The following is a 16,522-nucleotide window of genomic DNA, read 5'->3' on the forward strand; positions in this document are numbered from 1 at the left end:
AACGCGAACCGGGCCGCCGCGCAGGCGGTCGATCAGTCGGCGGCGCCCGCGACGGCCGCGGTTGCCGGCCCCGCGTCGGGCACGCTGCTGCCGCCGCCGAGCCAGCTCTATGGCGACCTGTTCGTCGCGGTGCAGACCGCGCAGATCTATCCCGACCAGAAGACCTTCGTCGACGCGACGCCCGACAGCGATCCCGCGACGATCGTGCAGTTGTATCAGCAACAGAAATCGCAGCCGGGCTTCTCGCTGAAGGCGTTCGTCGGCCAGCATTTCACGCCGCCCCCGGAAGGCGGCGTCACGCCGCCGCCGAACCAGACGCTGCGCCAGCACATCGACTGGCTGTGGCCGCAGCTCACGCGCACGAGCACGACGGTGCCGCCCTACAGTTCGCTGATTCCGCTGCCGAAGCCGTATGTCGTGCCGGGCGGCCGCTTCCGCGAAGGCTACTACTGGGATACCTATTTCACGATGCTCGGGCTGCAGGTGTCGGGCCGCGAGGATCTCGTCGACGACATGCTCGACAACTTCGCCCATCTGATCGACACGATCGGGCACATCCCGAACGGCAACCGCACGTACTACGCGAGCCGCTCGCAGCCGCCGTTCTTCGCCTATATGGTCACGCTTGCCGCACAGGCCGAAGGCGACAAGGTCTACCAGAAATATCTGCCGGAACTGCGCAAGGAGTACGCGTACTGGATGCAGGGCGAAACCACGACGCCGCGCGGGCAGGCCGCGCGCAATGTGGTCGCGATGCCCGACGGCGCTGTGCTGAACCGCTACTGGGATGCGAGCGATACGCCGCGCGACGAGTCGTATCTCGAGGACGTGACGACCGCGAAGTCGGCGCCGGGGCGTCCGGCGAACGAGGTGTACCGCGACCTGCGCGCGGGCGCCGAAAGCGGCTGGGACTACAGCTCGCGCTGGTTCGGCGACGGCAAGACGCTCGCGACGATCCGCACGACGTCGATCGTGCCGGTCGACCTGAACAGCCTGATGTTCCATCTCGAGACGACGATTGTGAAGGGCTGCGCGCTCACGCGCGACGTGGCCTGCGTGACCGATTTTTCCGGGCGCGCGGCGCGGCGTGCGGCCGCGATCAACCGCTATCTGTGGAACCGTCGCGGCTACTACGGCGACTACGACTGGCAGTTGCGCAAGCCGCGCGACGCCGTGACGGCCGCCGCGCTGTATCCGTTGTTCGCGGGCGTTGCGTGGCCCGAGCGCGCGAAGGCGACCGCGCGCGAGGTGCGCAAGACGCTGCTGCAGCCGGGCGGCCTCGCGACGACCACCGAGAACACGGGGCAGCAGTGGGACGCGCCGAACGGCTGGGCGCCGTTGCAGTGGATCGCGATCGACGGGCTGCGGCGCTACGGCGAACCGGCGCTCGCGAAGGACATCGGCACGCGTTTCCTGTCCGACGTGAAGCACGTGTATGCGACCGAAGGCAAGCTCGTCGAGAAATACGTGGTCGAAGGCGCCGGCACGGGCGGCGGTGGGGGCGGCGAATATCCGCTGCAGGACGGCTTCGGCTGGACCAACGGCGTCACGCTGAAACTGCTCGGGCTGTACGGCGAGTGACGCGCGGCACGGGCCGCGCGCTTGCCCCGCGAGAGAACGCACGGGCCGGACTGTCGCGTAAGCGGCCGTCCGGCCCGTGTCTGCATCCGGCGTGCGTCAGAACACGATCGTCGTGCGCACGCCGACCACCGTTTCGTCCCCGATGCGCGCACCGGCCGCGTTCGGGTTCGGGATGCCGCCGCCCGGACGGAAGAAGTGCTGCAGGTCGGCCTGCAATTGCCACCACGGCGTGACCTGGTACTGGTAGGTCGCCTCGACGACCGTTTCCGCGCGGCGTACCGGATAGCCGGGTGTCGTGTATGCGCCGGTGTCGCCGTCGAGGCCGCGCGCATGCGAGCCGATCTTCGTGTAGCCGACCGCGAGACCCGCGACGTCGTTGTCGCGTCCCTTGAACGGCGCCTTCAGCGTCACGCCTGCATTGGTGGCGAAATCGACGGTATTGCGGTCGCCCGGCGCGCCCATCACGCGCGCGAACACGCCCACCGAGCGCGGGCTGTCCGGCGCCGGCCGCCACACCATCTGGTCCGCGACCGCATAGAAACTGTAGTTGCCGCGATGCGTGGCCGGCATGCCGTTGCTCGCCGGATTCGCGAGCGACAGGCCGTCGGTGCCGTAGCGCGGATCGTTCGCATGCTGCGACTGATACCAGAAGCCGAGCTTGTACGTGCCCGGCAGGCCGGCCGGCTGCGGCGCCTTCGGATCGGCGGGCGGCGCGTTCAGCGCATACTGCACTTCGCCGATCACGAACGCGCCGCTGCGCAGGTTGAAGTTGGTGCCGTGCGCGTTCAGCACCTGCGCATCGCCGTCGGTGCGGCCGGCCGGGTTGCCGTCGAACACGCCGACCATCGCGGTCCACGCATCGGCGGGCTTCACGCGCAGCCGCACGCCGAGCGACGACATCGGATACGCGGGGCCGCCGGCCGGCAGATCGGTCGACGGCAGCACGGGCCAGCCGAACGTGGCGTTCATGAAGGCCGCCGCGTTCTGGCTCACCATGAATTCCTGGTCGACGCTCTGCTGGCCGACCTTCACGTCGACCTTGTCGTCGAGCAGCGACTGCTGGTACCAGAGCTCCCATAGGCGCGTGGTCGAATTCGCCTCGATGCCGGTCGCGGTCTGCAGCGTCTGCAGATAGCGCTGCGTGAGGTTGGTGCCGTGAATCTGCAGCGCCGACACGTTGAACGTGCCGCCCGGCAGGCCGACCGCCTTGCCGGTGTCGACGTCGAAGCCGAATTGCGTGAGTCCCTGGTAGGCGCCGCCGCGACCCGTGCCGCCCGACGTGTTGTACAGGTACTCGCTGGTCTCCTGCAGGTTCAGCGTGATGCCGTGATCGCCCAGCACGTCGCGCAGGCCGCCCATGTTGCCGAGCAGGTTCGAGCGCTCCCGGAAGCCGGTGGGCGCGGCGGCGTCGCCGGCGCCGGCTGCCGGTTCGGCCGAGGCGGGCAGCGAAGATTGCGCGAACGCGGGAGCGGCGGCGAGCGACAGCAGCAGCGCGGCGAGCGCATCGAGGCGGAGCGTGCGCGGAACGTGTTCGAGAGGGTTCTTCATGTGGGCTCCGTTGGTGGTTTGATTAGTGAGGCTGAAGAAGCGAAAACGTGATGCGGGAAGCGTGGCGGGACTGTCGCGCAGCACGGCTGCGCGACGGACGATTTACGGCAGCCAGCCGCCGATACGCCACACCTGCGCGAAGCCGAGGCGCGGCGCGGCCGAGCACAGCAGCGCGACGAGCGCGACCGCGGCCGCCATCACGGCGAACAGCAGGCAGTCGAGCGGGCGGGGCGCTGCCGGCATCTGGGCGAGTGCTGAGCTGCGCCAGTTGCCGAGCGCATGGGCGAGCGGCGAGAGGCCGGAAACGAACGAGCGGTCGCATGCGACATGCACGATGCGCTTGAGCCTGACCGCGAGCGATTGAAGAAACATGACGCTGCCTCCGTCCGGTCCGGCGAAGGCCGGACGACGTGATCGAGCGCGGGCGCGTGACGCGGCCTGCGATCGGTGGGTGGAACGTAACGGAGCGTGCAACGGACGAACCGGCGATGGCCGGCCCGGAAGGAAGCGCGCTAACCCGACGAATGCGAGCTAGCGGCGTAAGACATGCGTCTGGCTGCTATCTCGCGATGGCTTGGCCGGCCTGGACCGGCGTCGAACTGCAACTAGAGCATGTGTCCACGGAGGGACTCCTGTGATGAATTGCGGCGGATTGTATTCGCGTCGTTTGCTGCAGTGCAAGTAAAAAACGCATGAAAGGCGCCGTGCGTGGCGGACGCATCGCCGTGGAGCGCGAGGGTGCGAGGCCGCCACGACGAGGCGACGGCCAAGTGCCGCGCCGTTGTTCGCACACATCGGATCGTGACCGTGACGTGACGCTCTGAAAGGTTTCGGCACGTCGTTTCAAGGGCAATTCTTTCAGTGCCGCGAAGGCGGAAATTTATTTCGGGAAATGGGGTTTGGCGGGGTTGACTTCACTTTCGGGCCGTCCATAGAATCCGGCATCTTCACTCTTGGGGCCGCCGCCTTGGACGCCTGCAGTAGTCGATCTTCGAACGAAATTTCCGCCTGAGCGACCGACGTCCGCGCCTCATCGAAGCCGCCGTTTGTCCCCCGGGCAAACGGTGCGCGCAGCAGTATTCCGCAGCAAATTCCTACGTGCACCCTGATTCGCGCCGGTTAGCGTGATGCGTTTTCGCATGCGCCGCCCGGTTTCACCGCCGCCCGGCAGGCGGCCGCGTTCGCGCACGCCTTTCCCTGGCGCGCGAATGCCGGCCCGCACGCCTGACGGCGGTCAACCGTGTTCTCCGGAACACCGCACAGGAGCCGCCATGAACGACAGTGACAGTTGTCCCTTATGCCCGTTGCACGCACAGACCCTTTTGAACCCGGGTCGCAGGGACAATCCGGCCGACTAGCCTGACACGCCGTTCAGGCGCCGGACTGGCCCCGCGCCCACCACGCGGCCGGCACGCTTGCCGTCGCCGCACGGAGCCAGACCATGAACTTCGGCCTTCTGCTGTCGAATCTCCCGCACGTCACGGAATCGCGCAACCACTACGACGCGATGCTGATGCTCGACGCCCGTCCGCGGGTGTTCTCCCGCCTGTTGAACCGGCTGAAATCGCTGATCCGCTGAAAAAAGCGCCGAGCGCGCCTCGGCATGCGCACGCGCGGCCGCCATCGGGCGGTCGCCCCGCGCGCATCCCAAGGTCGCACGCTCACCAGATAACCATTAGCCGTACGGAACACATCATGTCCACGCCATCCAACGTTTCTCCACCGATCGCCGTCGAACGCGCCGCCGTGCTCGACGAGGCCCACCTTGGCGACATCCGCGGCGCGCTCGGTACGATCGCGCATCACGACACCGGCACGCGCGGCTCGTGGTGGGCGCGTCTGCGCACGCTGCTCGCGATCATCGGCCCGGGCCTCATCGTGATGGTGGGCGACAACGACGCCGGCGCATTCGGCACCTACACGCAGGCCGGCCAGAACTACGGCACGACGCTGCTGTGGACGCTGCTGCTGCTCGTGCCCGTGCTGTACGTGAACCAGGAAATGGTGCTGCGCCTCGGCGCGGTGACGGGTGTCGGCCACGCACGGCTGATCTTCGAGCGCTTCGGCAAGTTCTGGGGCGCGTTCAGCGTGATCGACCTGTTCCTGCTCAATGCGCTCACCATCGTCACCGAGTTCATCGGCATCACGTTCGTGCTGGATTTCTTCGGGCTGCCGAAGGTCGCGGGCGTGTGCGTGGCTGCGGCGCTGACCATGGCCGCGGTGAGTACCGGGGATTTCAGGCGATTCGAGCGGTTCGCGATCGGGCTGTGCGTGCTGAGCCTGCTGCTTGTGCCGGTGCTCGTGTCGATCCATCCGCCCGTCGCGCAGATGACGCGCGATTTCTTCGTGCCGAACTGGCCCGCGCACGCGAAGCTGTCGGACGTGATGCTGCTCGTGATCGGCATCGTCGGCACGACCGTCGCGCCGTGGCAGCTGTTCTTCCAGCAGAGCTACGTGATCGACAAGCGCATCACGCCGCGCTTCATGAAGTATGAAAAGGCCGACCTGTGGATCGGCATCGCGTTCGTGCTGATCGGTGCGGTCGCCATGATCGGTTTCAGCGCCGCGCTGTTCAACGGGCATCCGGAAGCCGGCAACTTCGCCGACGCGGGCGGCATCATCGCGGGCCTCGAGAAGTATGCCGGCCGCACGAGCGCAACGCTGTTCGCGGTGGCGCTGCTCGACGCGTGCATCATCGGCGCGGCGGCCGTGTCGCTGTCGACGGCCTATGCAATCGGCGACGTGTTCAAGATCCGCCACTCGCTGCACCGCGGCGTGTCCGATGCGAAGGGTTTCTATCTCGTGTATTTCGGCATCGTCGCGGCCGCGGCCACGCTCGTGCTGATTCCGGGCAGCCCGCTCGGCCTGCTGACCGAAGCGGTGCAGACGCTCGCGGGCGTGCTGCTGCCGAGCGCGACGGTGTTCCTGCTGGTGCTGTGCAACGACCGCCAGGTGCTCGGCCCGTGGGTCAACTCGACGAAGCTCAACGTGTTCACCGGTGCGGTGATCTGGGTGCTCGTGCTGCTGTCGATCATCCTCACTGCGTCGGTGATGTATCCGGATATCAGCGGCGAAGCGATCGTCGACGTGCTGGTCGGCGGCACCGTGCTCGCGATCACGGGCTACATCGCGACGGTATTGATCCGTCGCAACAAGCGCGTGATTGAACCGGCGATCGATCGCACGTTGCGCGACACGTGGCGCATGCCGCCGCTCGATACGCTCGAGCCGCAGAACATGACGCTGGCGACGCGAATCTGGATGGCCGTGCTGCGCGGCTATCTCGTGATCGCGGTCGGTCTCGTGATCGTCAAGGTGGTGCAGATGACGCTGCTGAAGTAACGCAGGCCGTCTGCCAGGAAACGGCGCCGGGCCGCAGCCCGCACATGCCGGCCTCCGTGGCCGGCATGTGCGTTTACGCGCCCGCTTGCGGCACGTCGCATGCGCTGCGCGACGGTCAGATCAATTCGAGCTTCGACGTCAGGTACGTGAGCTGGATGCGGTTCGCGACGCCGAAGCGCTTGCGCAGCTTGCGCAGGTGATAGTCGACGTTGTGCGCGCTGGTGTCGAGGCGCCGGCCGATCTCCTTGTCGGATGCGCCTTCGGCGATGCCGATCAGCAGTTCCTGCTCGAACGGCGTGAGCCCGTTCACCGCGCGCTCGCGCGATGTCGAGATCAGCTGCGGCGATGCGAACTTGTGCACCGACAGCCCGATCGACAGCGCCTGCTCGATCGTCGCCGGCGTGATCCATTCGCGCGTGCGGCGCGGCGCGGTGAAGCTCATGAACGCATGCAGCCGCGTGCCGGGCACGGCCATCGAATACATGATGCCGCTGCACATCCCGTCGTCCTGCATCGTCTGCAGGAAGCCGTCGAGCGCGGCCGGCGTCGCGCGCGGGCCGGCGTCGCGCTCGCGGTGTTCGCGGCGCAACTGCTGCAGATCCCACACGATCGGCATGTTGCACACGCGTGCGCCGAGCGTGCGCGGATCGACGTCGTGATGTTGGTGGCGCACGTAGTCGCCGCGATAGGTGGACGGGGTGAATGCTTCGTGCAGGTAGAGACTTTCGACCCGCTCGTGCGCGAATTCGAGCGCGAAGTACGCGAACGTCGAGAAACCCGTCAGGTGCAGCAGGCTTGCGACGATCCGGCTGCGCTCGGCCGTGCTCTGCGCGTGCGCGAGCGTATCGGCCACGCCGAGTTTCGGCGCGTGCGGCTGCGTGACGTCGCCGCGTTTCACGTCGTCGCACCAGACGACCTGTACGGGGCGCACCCGCAGCGCGTCGGGGCACGCGCTGGGCCCGTGCGACGGGCGGGGAAAGGTTGAGGCGACCGCTTCTTCATGCAATGCAATGTCGGACATGTGCCATCCCTCGGAATCGACGCATCTCGCCTGACGGCGGCCGTATCGTGTACGGCCGTCGCGGCGGTGCGATCGAGCATCGGTGTGATATGCGCGGATCGTCATCCATGACGCAGCGCGGGGGCATTGTACAAAAACGCTTGTGTACGCGTAATATGCCGTAATACTAATGGCGGCGGAAGATTCCTATTCGCACGCAAATAACGAAGACCAGAAAATCCATCGAGACAAGACCAGATCGTGACGGGGCGCAGGTTCACATATTGGGAAAGGGCGGGCTCCTCATGACATACGCTGACGGCGCACCACGCGTCGAATGGTTTTCGCAGGCCGATATCGCAACGGCCGCGGCTTATTCGAATGAATATCAGGCAATCGGGTACGACGTTTTTACCGGCGCGCAAATCGAATTCGGTAAAACCGACCCGGCTTTGGTCGATTTCGCGCAGTGCCATGCGCGCTTGCGGCAAATCGGTTTCAGTACGCTCGGTTACGGCGCTTTCGAAATGATCGGGCGGCGCATCCTGTGCGCGCACCTGCTTCGCGACCTCGCTCCCGCGACGTTCATGCAGCCGTTTTTCGAGGGCATGCTCTACGAGAGCGACCCGCGGTTCGCGCAGGTGCGGCAGAGCGGTTTTCCGGTCGCGTGGCAGCTCGACGAGATCGAGGCGGCCGCGCAGGGCAGCGGCGACCGCAAGATGCTGGCGCTCGCCGGCCATCTGCGTGCGCACGCGATGAACAGCGGCGTGCTGTTCGGCCTGTCGGCGCCGCGCCTCGACCTGCGTGTCGCGGTGAACGTGACGTCGGAGACGCACGGCACCGAATGGATCGACGATCGCGTGATCGGCGGCGCGCTGTCGGTCAGCCTCGCGGTGCATCGTGTCGCGCTGCCGTTCCTCGAGGCACGCATCGCGCGCATGCGCGGCTTCGCGCTCGGCGACGAGCAACTACAAGTGCTCGACCGCCTCGTGCACGGTCTGTCCGACCAGGAGATCGCGAGTGCGCTGCGCACGTCGCTGCACAAGGTCGGCCACCATATCCGCTCGCTCGAAAAACTCTTCAACGTGCAGAACCGCGCGCAGCTCGCCTACCTGGCGGCCCGCCGGCTGCCGTCCTGACCCCGCGCGTCCGCCGCGTTCGTCCCCGTTTTTACCCCGCGATCGATGACCGTCGGGCCGGCCCGTGCGTGGCCAGCCCGACGGGCTGCTGCGGCCGCGCGCGCCGGCGCGCCGCGCACACGATGCTTGACAGCGGTTTTTTCGAGTGATTGGCGAGTTCACCTATGAATTATTGCTGATTTATTTCTTCGTAATATGGCCCGGTCGTCACGCCGGATGGCGGGCCGCGAGGTTGCGCCGTGCGTGACGGAACTGGTCAACAGGGGCAGACAAATCAATGTGCGGAATCGACGGCTTTTTGAATAGCGTCGCCTGCGATGAGGAGACAGCGCGCGGCACGCTCGCGCGCATGACGGCGAGCCTTGCGCATCGCGGGCCGGACGGGCAGGGGATCTGGGTCGACCCGGAGGCCGGCATCGCGCTCGGCCACCGACGGCTCGCGATCGTCGACCTGTCGGTACACGGCCGACAGCCGATGGCATCCGCGTGCGGTCGCTACGTCATGGTCTTCAACGGCGAAATCTACAACCATCGCGAACTGCGCGCGGAGCTCGAGCGCGCGGGGCGCGCACCGGCGTGGCGCGGCCACTCCGACAGCGAGGTGCTGATCGCGGCGATCGTCGCGTGGGGTGTCGACGCGACGCTGCGGCGCGCGACCGGCATGTTTGCGTTCGCGCTGTGGAATCGGGCATCGCGGGTGCTGACGCTCGCGCGCGACCGGATCGGCGAAAAACCGCTCTACTACGGCCGGATCGGCGACGCGCTCGTGTTCGCGTCCGAACTGAAGGCGCTGCGCGGCTATCCGGGCTTCGACGGCGCGATCGATCGCGATGCGCTGTGCCTGTACCTGCGCCAGTCGAGCGTGCCCGCGCCGCATACGATCTATCGCGGCATCCACAAGCTGCCGCCCGGCACGTATATCCAGTTCGAGCATGCGCGCGACACGCCGCGCCTGCGTGCGTACTGGACGCTCGAACAGGTGATCGAGGACGGTCGCGCGGAGCCGTTCGAAGGCAGTGCCGACGACGCGGTGGGCCAGCTCGACGTGGTCCTGCGCCAGGCCGTCGCGCGGCAGATGGAAGCCGACGTGCCGCTCGGTGCGTTCCTGTCCGGCGGCGTCGATTCATCGACGATCGTCGCGCTGATGCAGGCGCAATCGTCGACACCGGTCGATACGTTCACGATCGGCTTCCACGAGGCCGGCTACGACGAGGCCGGTTATGCGAAGGCCGTCGCGCGCCATCTCGGCACGCGCCATACCGAGCTCTACGTCACGGCCGACCACGCGCTCGGCGTCGTGCCGAAGCTGCCGTCGATCTACGACGAGCCATTTTCCGATGCATCGCAGATCCCGACCTTTCTCGTGTCGGAGCTGACGCGCCGGCACGTGAAGGTGAGCCTGTCCGGCGACGGCGGCGACGAGCTGTTTGGCGGCTACACGCGCTACTTCCTGACGCCGCGCCTGTGGCGCAAGCTGCATCGCGTGCCGGGCGCCGTGCGCGCGCGGATCGCCGCCGCGCTGCATGCGTTGCGGCCCGATCACGCGGATCAGCTTGCGGCCGTCGCGCAGGGAGCGTGGGGCGGCATGGAGGCACGCGAATCGGCGGCGCGCATCGGCGATCGCCTGCACAAGCTCGGCCATGTGATGACCGCCGAGAGCCGCATCGGGTTGTACCGGCTGCTGATGTCGTCGGTGCATCATCCCGAGCGCCTCGCGCTGTCGGGGCAGGAGCCGGCGACGCCGCTCGACACCGTATCCGCATGGCCCGCGCACCTGAGCTTCGCCGAGCAGGCGATGGCGATCGACACGCTCACGTACCTGCCGACCGACATCCTCGCGAAAGTCGATCGCGCGGCGATGGCGGTGAGCCTCGAAACGCGCATGCCGTTCCTCGATCATCACGTCGTCGAATTCGCGTGGCGCGTGCCGGCGCACGTGCGCTTGCCGGAAGGGCAATCGAAGGCGCTGCTGCGCCGGCTGCTCGACCGCTACGTGCCGTCCGCGCTGATCGACCGGCCGAAGCAGGGCTTCTGCGCGCCCGTCGATCACTGGCTGCGCGGCGCGCTGCGCGACTGGGCCGAGGCGCTGCTGCGGCCGTCGCGATTGCGCGAGGAAGGCTATTTCGATGCGGACGCGGTCGAACGTCTGTGGCGGCAGCACGTGACCGGCCGGATGAACTGGCAGCACCAGCTGTGGACGGTGCTGATGTTCCAGGCGTGGCTGGAGGCGCAGCGCGCCGCATGAGGCGGCGCGCTGCGCGTCGTTACTGATCGAGGCAACGCATGCAGCGCCGCTTCGCGTCGTTCGAGTGCAGGCCTCGACACATCGTCATCACGGGCCGCGCATGGCACGAAGGCGGATCGGCGGAGGCCGCCGGCGAAGCTTGCCGGCGCACGCGATCGGGCGGGGTGGTCGCAGCGGCATCCATCCGTCGCTGGCGCGCGGGCGGCGTGTCGCGACCGGCGCTGCCGTCATCCGGATCGCCCGGCGTCACCGACGCGACGTGAAGCGTGGTGTCGTTCGCCGCGTGCGCAACGGGCGGCGCGGTGCACACGAGTGCGACCAGCGCGGCCAACGCGCAATGGCAGGCGACGGCGGTTCGCGAATCGCGCATCTTCATGATCGTTCCGTTCGTTCCGGGGCCGGCGGCGCGGAGGGCGCGCGGCTACCGGGTCGATTGTAGGGACGGCGATGGTCGCGTGTCACGCCGGATTCCGTAGTCGCGGGCATCGGCGGCGGCCCGAGTGGACGCGACGACGCGGACGAAGCGTGATGTCGTGCTGCCGCCGGCGCCCAAAAGCGACCGCCGCCCTGAGGCGGCGGTCGGGTCGCGACTGGCTGGCGGGCCGGGCGGCGTGCGTGCCGCGCCCGACGGGCGTGCCGCGAAGCGCTGCGGATCGGCGCAGCGCGGTGGGGGGAGCTCGCAGGCGAGCCGCACGCATGCGGCGCGCGGGTAAATCGTCAGGCGTAGTCGGCGGCCATTACGGCTTGCGGTGCCGCGCGCAGGATCGGCGCGGCTTCGTGGCGCTCGACGTGCGTCATCGCCGCACCGAACAGCACCAGGCGATAGCCGACCGCATAGATCGGAATGATCCGCAGGTTCTTGTCGTGATCGAGTTGCAGCTTCGAGCGGATACGCGAGATATGGGTGTCGAGCGTGCGCGACGACACGCCGAGTTCACGGCCCCACACGGCTTCCTGGATTGCCTGCCGCGGCACGATCTTGTTCATGTTGTCGAGCAGGAATTCGACGACGTCGAATTCACGCGGCGTGACGTCGACGATCTTGTTGTCGATTTCGATCGTGCGGCGCACGAAGTTGATTTTTATGTTGTCGATGTACAGGTATTTGCAATCCATGGTGGCCCTCGCATGTCCATAAAGGAGTGTTTGCGGGTCCTGTGCTGCAACTTCCGGGCCAGGGAAGGGGTCGTCACGTCACGACAGGGGGCGGCACCCGAGCGGACGGCGCTGTAGCCTTGAATTTAAAAGAATTTTCAAGGAGTGGCGTGCCGCGGGTAGGGAAAGGGTCCGAGCAAAGGTGAAGGATTGTTACGTAGCATCGGCTGCTGACGTTACGGGCGTTACGTCTGACGTAACGCGGGGGGAGCCGCAGGGGCAACATGCGCGCGATCCGGATCGGCGGCAGGGGATGGGAACACGACATCGAACCCTACATGGTTCGATGGGAAATCCATATAAATCAGTGACATAAGTGGCCACACTTGCCGACATCGAACCCTACATGAAACCCTGCACGGAAGCATGACGACCGTCGCCACCTTTGAGCCGTTGTTTCCCGAAGATCGCGTACACGATCCGCTGCTTGAGCAGGCCGCCGAACTCGTCGATTCGTCGCAGCGGTTGCTTGCCGTACGCGATACCCCGCTGGCGACTGCGCTCTGCTGACTTCGCCTTCGCATCGCGGCGAACTTTCGTTCGGATTGCCGCTGAGCAGCCGCCGGTTTCTGTTTCCGAGGCTTTGGCCGGAAGTCGAGCAGGAGTAAGAGGGCCGACGGGCCGCGCGAGGTCGGGCGGCGTCGGCTCGAACCTGCACGACATTCCCGCGATGCATTGAAAACGCCGGCCGCAGGGCGTCTCCGCCCCGCGGCCGGCGTGGCGCCCCGCCGTCAAGCCTTCGCGCTATCCGCCGAATCGAACGGCAGCACGTAATGCCGCTTGCCCGTTGCCGCGAAGATCGCGTTCGCGACCGCGGGCCCGACCGGCGCGACGCCCGGCTCACCGACCCCGGTCGGCGCTTCGGCCGACGGCACGATATGCACCTCGACCTTCGGCATCTCCGCGATGCGCAGCACGTGGTAGCCGTCGAAGTTGCGCTGTTCGACCTGGCCGTCCTTCAGCGTGATCGCGCTGTGCATCACCGCGCCGAGCCCGAAGCCGATGCCGCCCTCCATCTGCGCGGCGACGATGTCGGGATTGATCGCGATCCCGCAATCGACCGCGCACACCACGCGCTCGACCTTCACCTTGCCGTCCGCGTCGACCGACACCTCGGCCACCTGCGCGACATAGCTCTTGAACGCCTCGGCGACGGCGATCCCGCGCCCGCGGCCCTTCGGCAGCGGCTTGGCCGGATCCCAGCCGGCCTTCTGCGCGGCCAGGTCCAGCACCGCGCGCATGCGCGGCTCCTTCGCGAGCAGGTCGCGGCGGAATGCGTACGGATCCTTGCCAGCCGTGTGCGCGGCTTCGTCGATGAACGCCTCGACGGCGTACGCGGTGTGCGAGCTGCCGACCACGCGCCACCACAGCACGGGCAGGCCCACCTTGGTGGTGGTGAGTTCGACCGACACGTTCGGCACCGCGTACGGCAGGTTCGCCGCGCCCTCGACCGAGGTGGCGTCGATGCCGTTCTTGACCATGAACGCTTCGAACGGCGTGCCGGCGAGAATCGACTGGCCGACGATCCGGTGGCGCCAGCCGACCAGCTTGCCGTCCGCGGTCAGCCCCGCGTCGAGCTTGTGGAAGTACATCGGCCGGTAGAAGCCGCCCTGGATGTCGTCCTCGCGCGTCCATTGCAGCTTGACGGGCTTGCCGTCAGCGCCGAGCGCCTTCGCGATCGACACGGCCTCGACCACGTAGTCGGACCACGCGTTCGCGCGCCGGCCGAAGCTGCCGCCCGCGTACAGCGTGTGGATCTGCACCTGTTCGGGCTTCAGGCCGGCCGTCCTGGCCGCGTTGGCCTGGTCTACCGTCTGGAACTGGTCGCCGGCCCAGATTTCACAGCTGTCCGCCGTCAGCTTGACGACCGCGTCGAGCGGCTCCATCGGCGCGTGCGCGAGATACGGGAATTCGTACGTCGCGCCGATCTTGCGCGCGGCGCCCGCGATCGCCGCATCGGCGTCGCCGTCCTTGCGGGCCGACGTGCCCGGCTTGTCGGCGAGCTGCCGGTATTCGCGCATGATCTCGTCGGAGCTGCGCTTTTCGGCGTGCGCTTCGTCCCATTCGACCTTCAGCGCGTCGCGACCCTGTTTCGCGGCCCAGAAGCCGGTTCCGACGACCGCGACGCCGCCCGGCACCTGCACGACCGACACGACACCCGGCACGGCCTTGGCGGCCGTCGCGTCGAACGATTTCACCGTGGCGCCGAAGCGCGGCGGGCGCTGCAGCAGCGCGACCCGCATGCCGGGGAAGGTCGTGTCGAGCGTGAAATGCGCGGTGCCGTTCGATTTCGGCGACGCGTCCACGCGCGGAATCCGCTTGCCGATCAGCTTGAAATCGGCCGGCTGCTTCAGCGCGACCTTGTCCGGCACCGGCAGCTTCGACGCATCGGCGACGAGCGTGCCGTACGCGGCCTTCTTGCCGCTCTTCGCGTGCGTGACGACGCCGTTGGCGGTCGTCAGCTCGCCGGCCGGAACCTTCCAGCGGGCCGCCGCGGCCGACACCAGCATCGCGCGGGCCTTGCCGCCCGCTTCACGCAGTTGCTGCCACGAGTTCGCCATCGCCGAGCTGCCGCCCGTGCCCTGCATCGTGCCGAACGCGAGGTTCGCGTAGCGTTTCGCATCGGCCGGCGCGCTTTCGACGCGCACGGTCGACCAGTCGGCGTCGAGCTCCTCGGCGACGATCGTCGCGATGCCCGTATACGCACCCTGGCCCATTTCGACGTGCTTCGCGATGACCGTGACGGCGCCGTCGGGCGTGATGCGCAGGAACGCATTCGGCGCGAAGTCCGCGGCGGGCGCGGTCGCGGCCAGCGCGCGGCGGCCGAGGCCGGCCCATTCGAAGCCGATGGTCAGGCTGACGGCGGCCGCGGCACCCGCGGCCTTCAGGAACGTGCGGCGCGACGGACGCACCGACCCGGTGTTGTCGAGTTCGATCGTCATGGTCAGGCTCCCAGCGTCGCGGCCGCGTCGTGGATCGCCGCCCGGATGCGGGCGTAGGTCGCACAGCGGCACAGGTTGCCGTTCATCGCGGCGTCGATGTCCGCGTCGGTCGGCTTCGGGTTCTGTTCGAGCAGCGCGGTGGCCGACATGATCTGGCCGGACTGGCAGTAGCCGCACTGCGGCACCTGCAGCTTGACCCAGGCGGCCTGCACGGCCTGCGCGGGCTTGCTCTGCAGTCCTTCGATCGTCGTGATGTGCTTGCCCGCGATGCCGGCGAGCGGCAGCACGCACGAGCGGACGGCCTGGCCTTCGAGATGCACGGTGCACGCGCCGCACTGCGCCATGCCGCAGCCGAACTTCGTGCCGGTCAGTCCCGCGTGTTCGCGAATCGCCCAGAGGACGGGCATCGACGGATCGGCGTCGAGCGTGACGTTCTTGCCGTTCAGGACAAAGGAGGTAGGCATTTTGATTGTCTCCGTGGGGAAAACCCGGCATGCGCCCGGTTAGCGGGCAGTTTGCGCGAGGCGCCGGTTTTTGCGTCTACCCAATCCTGCAAATTTATTGAACAATCCTGCAAATCCCCGGCAGGCTCCGGGCGGTTTCGCTATGCTCCCGCGACATGAGGAAATCTATCGAGGAAGTGTCATGGACATGACCGATATCGTGACGTCGCGCGAATCCGGGCGGCGCGAGCTGGCGACGCTGATCGGCCGTTTCGCGCCGGCGGACGGCTCGCATTCGACGGCCGTGCCGGGCCTGATGCTGCACCGGCACTCGCGTCCGGTCGATCTCGGCTGCGGCGTGTCGCGGGCCGCGCTCGTGATCGCCGCGCAGGGCGCGAAGCGCGTGATCGTCGCCGGCCAGGCCTACGAGTACGACACGCAGAATTGCCTGATTACATCGATCGACTTGCCGATCCTGTCGCGCGTGACGCACGCGTCGCCGGAAGCGCCCTACCTGTGCCTGTCGCTGACGCTCGATCCGCAGCGCATCGTCGAGCTCGCGGCCGAGATGCGGCTGCCCGAACCCGACGCGGGCCCCGAAGGCGAGGGGATCGCGCTCGCCGAGCTCACGCCGCCGCTGCTCGATGCCGCGCTGCGCCTGACGCGGCTGCTCGATACGCCGGCCGACATTCCGGTCGTCGCGCCGCTGATCGAAAAGGAACTGCTGTACCGGCTGATGACGAGCGGGCAGGGCACGCGGCTGCGGCACATGGCGATCGCGGGCAGCCAGACGCACCGGATCGCGCGCGCGATCGAATGGCTCCGCGATCACTTCGCGGAGCCGATGCGCGTCGAGTCGCTCGCGCAGGCGGTCAACATGAGCGTGTCGTCGCTGCACCACCATTTCAAGCACGTGACGACGCTGAGCCCGCTGCAGTACCAGAAGCAGCTGCGGCTGCACGAGGCGCGGCGGCTGTTGCTGCGGCAGGGCGGCGATGTCGGGTCGGTGGCGGCCGTCGTCGGCTACGAAAGCGCGTCGCAGTTCAGCCGCGAATACAGCCGGCTGTTCGGCGCGCCGCCGATGCGCGACGTCGTGCAGTTGCGGAAGAAGGAACTGCTCGGCTGAC

The 16,522-nt window shown here is 67.6% G+C and carries 13 protein-coding genes and 1 pseudogene; 7 read left to right on the plus strand and 7 right to left on the minus strand.

Going from position 1 to position 16,522, the window contains the following annotated elements; all coding sequences use genetic code 11:
* Positions 1 to 1,581, plus strand: a 1,581-nt coding sequence (gene treA, locus DPV74_RS21775) for an alpha,alpha-trehalase TreA (protein WP_119337941.1), incomplete at its 5' end; no start/stop codon positions are given.
* A 96-nt stretch (positions 1,582 to 1,677) separates the two neighbouring features.
* On the opposite strand, the gene DPV74_RS21780 is transcribed toward treA, so the two are convergent.
* Positions 1,678 to 3,129 (minus strand): carbohydrate porin, encoded by a 1,452-nt coding sequence (locus DPV74_RS21780; protein ID WP_119337942.1) that lies wholly within the window; start codon positions 3,127 to 3,129, stop codon positions 1,678 to 1,680.
* Positions 3,130 to 3,231: 102 nt separating this feature from the next.
* Positions 3,232 to 3,501, minus strand: a complete 270-nt coding sequence (locus DPV74_RS21785) for a hypothetical protein (RefSeq protein ID WP_119337943.1) — start codon at positions 3,499 to 3,501, stop codon at positions 3,232 to 3,234.
* Positions 3,502 to 4,570: 1,069 nt separating this feature from the next.
* Between DPV74_RS21785 and DPV74_RS21790 the strand changes: the two genes are divergently transcribed.
* Complete coding sequence (locus tag DPV74_RS21790) at positions 4,571 to 4,708, plus strand: hypothetical protein (protein WP_162923104.1); 138 nt, start codon at positions 4,571 to 4,573, stop codon at positions 4,706 to 4,708.
* A gap of 116 nt (positions 4,709 to 4,824) precedes the next feature.
* Positions 4,825 to 6,471, plus strand: coding sequence for an NRAMP family divalent metal transporter (locus DPV74_RS21795; protein WP_027789528.1), 1,647 nt, complete (start codon positions 4,825 to 4,827; stop codon positions 6,469 to 6,471).
* Positions 6,472 to 6,586: 115 nt separating this feature from the next.
* Here DPV74_RS21795 and DPV74_RS21800 read toward each other — a convergent pair whose 3' ends face one another.
* The gene (locus DPV74_RS21800; RefSeq protein WP_119337944.1) at positions 6,587 to 7,492 is read right to left on the minus strand and encodes a LuxR family transcriptional regulator; all 906 of its coding nucleotides are present in this window, start codon (positions 7,490 to 7,492) and stop codon (positions 6,587 to 6,589) included.
* Positions 7,493 to 7,776: 284 nt separating this feature from the next.
* On the opposite strand from DPV74_RS21800, the gene DPV74_RS21805 reads away from it, so the two are divergent.
* Positions 7,777 to 8,610 carry an autoinducer binding domain-containing protein gene (locus tag DPV74_RS21805; RefSeq protein WP_119337945.1) on the plus strand — a complete coding sequence of 278 codons (834 nt, stop codon included), beginning with the start codon at positions 7,777 to 7,779 and terminating at the stop codon, positions 8,608 to 8,610.
* A gap of 277 nt (positions 8,611 to 8,887) precedes the next feature.
* Positions 8,888 to 10,855, plus strand: a complete 1,968-nt coding sequence (gene asnB, locus DPV74_RS21810) for an asparagine synthase (glutamine-hydrolyzing) (RefSeq protein ID WP_119337946.1) — start codon at positions 8,888 to 8,890, stop codon at positions 10,853 to 10,855.
* A 19-nt stretch (positions 10,856 to 10,874) separates the two neighbouring features.
* Here the strand turns inward: asnB and DPV74_RS21815 are convergent.
* Both DPV74_RS21815 and DPV74_RS21820 read right to left on the minus strand, forming a co-directional pair.
* Positions 10,875 to 11,066 (minus strand): annotated as a pseudogene (locus DPV74_RS21815) (lytic transglycosylase); the annotation flags it as partial.
* Between the two features lie 506 nt (positions 11,067 to 11,572).
* On the minus strand, positions 11,573 to 11,971 hold the full coding sequence (locus DPV74_RS21820) for a winged helix-turn-helix domain-containing protein (protein ID WP_027789523.1): 399 nt from the start codon (positions 11,969 to 11,971) through the stop codon (positions 11,573 to 11,575).
* 405 nt (positions 11,972 to 12,376) lie between these two features.
* Between DPV74_RS21820 and DPV74_RS21825 the strand changes: the two genes are divergently transcribed.
* The gene (locus DPV74_RS21825; protein WP_226112757.1) at positions 12,377 to 12,520 is read left to right on the plus strand and encodes a hypothetical protein; all 144 of its coding nucleotides are present in this window, start codon (positions 12,377 to 12,379) and stop codon (positions 12,518 to 12,520) included.
* A 221-nt stretch (positions 12,521 to 12,741) separates the two neighbouring features.
* Here the strand turns inward: DPV74_RS21825 and DPV74_RS21830 are convergent, their stop codons facing one another.
* A complete protein-coding gene (locus DPV74_RS21830; RefSeq protein WP_119337948.1) occupies positions 12,742 to 14,952 on the minus strand; it encodes a xanthine dehydrogenase family protein molybdopterin-binding subunit in 2,211 nt (736 codons plus the stop codon).
* A 2-nt stretch (positions 14,953 to 14,954) separates the two neighbouring features.
* Complete coding sequence (locus DPV74_RS21835; RefSeq protein ID WP_021162969.1) at positions 14,955 to 15,416, minus strand: (2Fe-2S)-binding protein; 462 nt, start codon at positions 15,414 to 15,416, stop codon at positions 14,955 to 14,957.
* A 181-nt stretch (positions 15,417 to 15,597) separates the two neighbouring features.
* Here DPV74_RS21835 and DPV74_RS21840 point away from each other — a divergent pair, with 181 nt between their 5' ends.
* Positions 15,598 to 16,521 (plus strand): AraC family transcriptional regulator, encoded by a 924-nt coding sequence (locus DPV74_RS21840; RefSeq protein ID WP_027789521.1) that lies wholly within the window; start codon positions 15,598 to 15,600, stop codon positions 16,519 to 16,521.
* Position 16,522: the final 1 nt, after the last annotated feature.

The sequence above is a fragment of the Burkholderia sp. HAN2018 genome (genome assembly GCF_024704855.1).
Taxonomy (GTDB): Bacteria; Pseudomonadota; Gammaproteobacteria; order Burkholderiales; family Burkholderiaceae; genus Burkholderia; species Burkholderia cepacia.

What these genes read in the sequence shown, in the direction of transcription:
- DPV74_RS21785 (WP_119337943.1), bottom strand. Translation starts at nt 3,501, where the DNA reads ATGTTTCTTCAATCGCTCGCGGTCAGGCTCAAGCGCATCGTGCATGTC.
- asnB (WP_119337946.1), top strand. Translation starts at nt 8,888, where the DNA reads ATGTGCGGAATCGACGGCTTTTTGAATAGCGTCGCCTGCGATGAGGAG.
- DPV74_RS21830 (WP_119337948.1), bottom strand. Translation starts at nt 14,952, where the DNA reads ATGACGATCGAACTCGACAACACCGGGTCGGTGCGTCCGTCGCGCCGC.
- DPV74_RS21820 (WP_027789523.1), bottom strand. Translation starts at nt 11,971, where the DNA reads ATGGATTGCAAATACCTGTACATCGACAACATAAAAATCAACTTCGTG.
- DPV74_RS21790 (WP_162923104.1), top strand. Translation starts at nt 4,571, where the DNA reads ATGAACTTCGGCCTTCTGCTGTCGAATCTCCCGCACGTCACGGAATCG.
- DPV74_RS21825 (WP_226112757.1), top strand. Translation starts at nt 12,377, where the DNA reads ATGACGACCGTCGCCACCTTTGAGCCGTTGTTTCCCGAAGATCGCGTA.
- DPV74_RS21795 (WP_027789528.1), top strand. Translation starts at nt 4,825, where the DNA reads ATGTCCACGCCATCCAACGTTTCTCCACCGATCGCCGTCGAACGCGCC.
- DPV74_RS21840 (WP_027789521.1), top strand. Translation starts at nt 15,598, where the DNA reads ATGGACATGACCGATATCGTGACGTCGCGCGAATCCGGGCGGCGCGAG.
- DPV74_RS21835 (WP_021162969.1), bottom strand. Translation starts at nt 15,416, where the DNA reads ATGCCTACCTCCTTTGTCCTGAACGGCAAGAACGTCACGCTCGACGCC.
- DPV74_RS21805 (WP_119337945.1), top strand. Translation starts at nt 7,777, where the DNA reads ATGACATACGCTGACGGCGCACCACGCGTCGAATGGTTTTCGCAGGCC.
- DPV74_RS21780 (WP_119337942.1), bottom strand. Translation starts at nt 3,129, where the DNA reads ATGAAGAACCCTCTCGAACACGTTCCGCGCACGCTCCGCCTCGATGCG.
- DPV74_RS21800 (WP_119337944.1), bottom strand. Translation starts at nt 7,492, where the DNA reads ATGTCCGACATTGCATTGCATGAAGAAGCGGTCGCCTCAACCTTTCCC.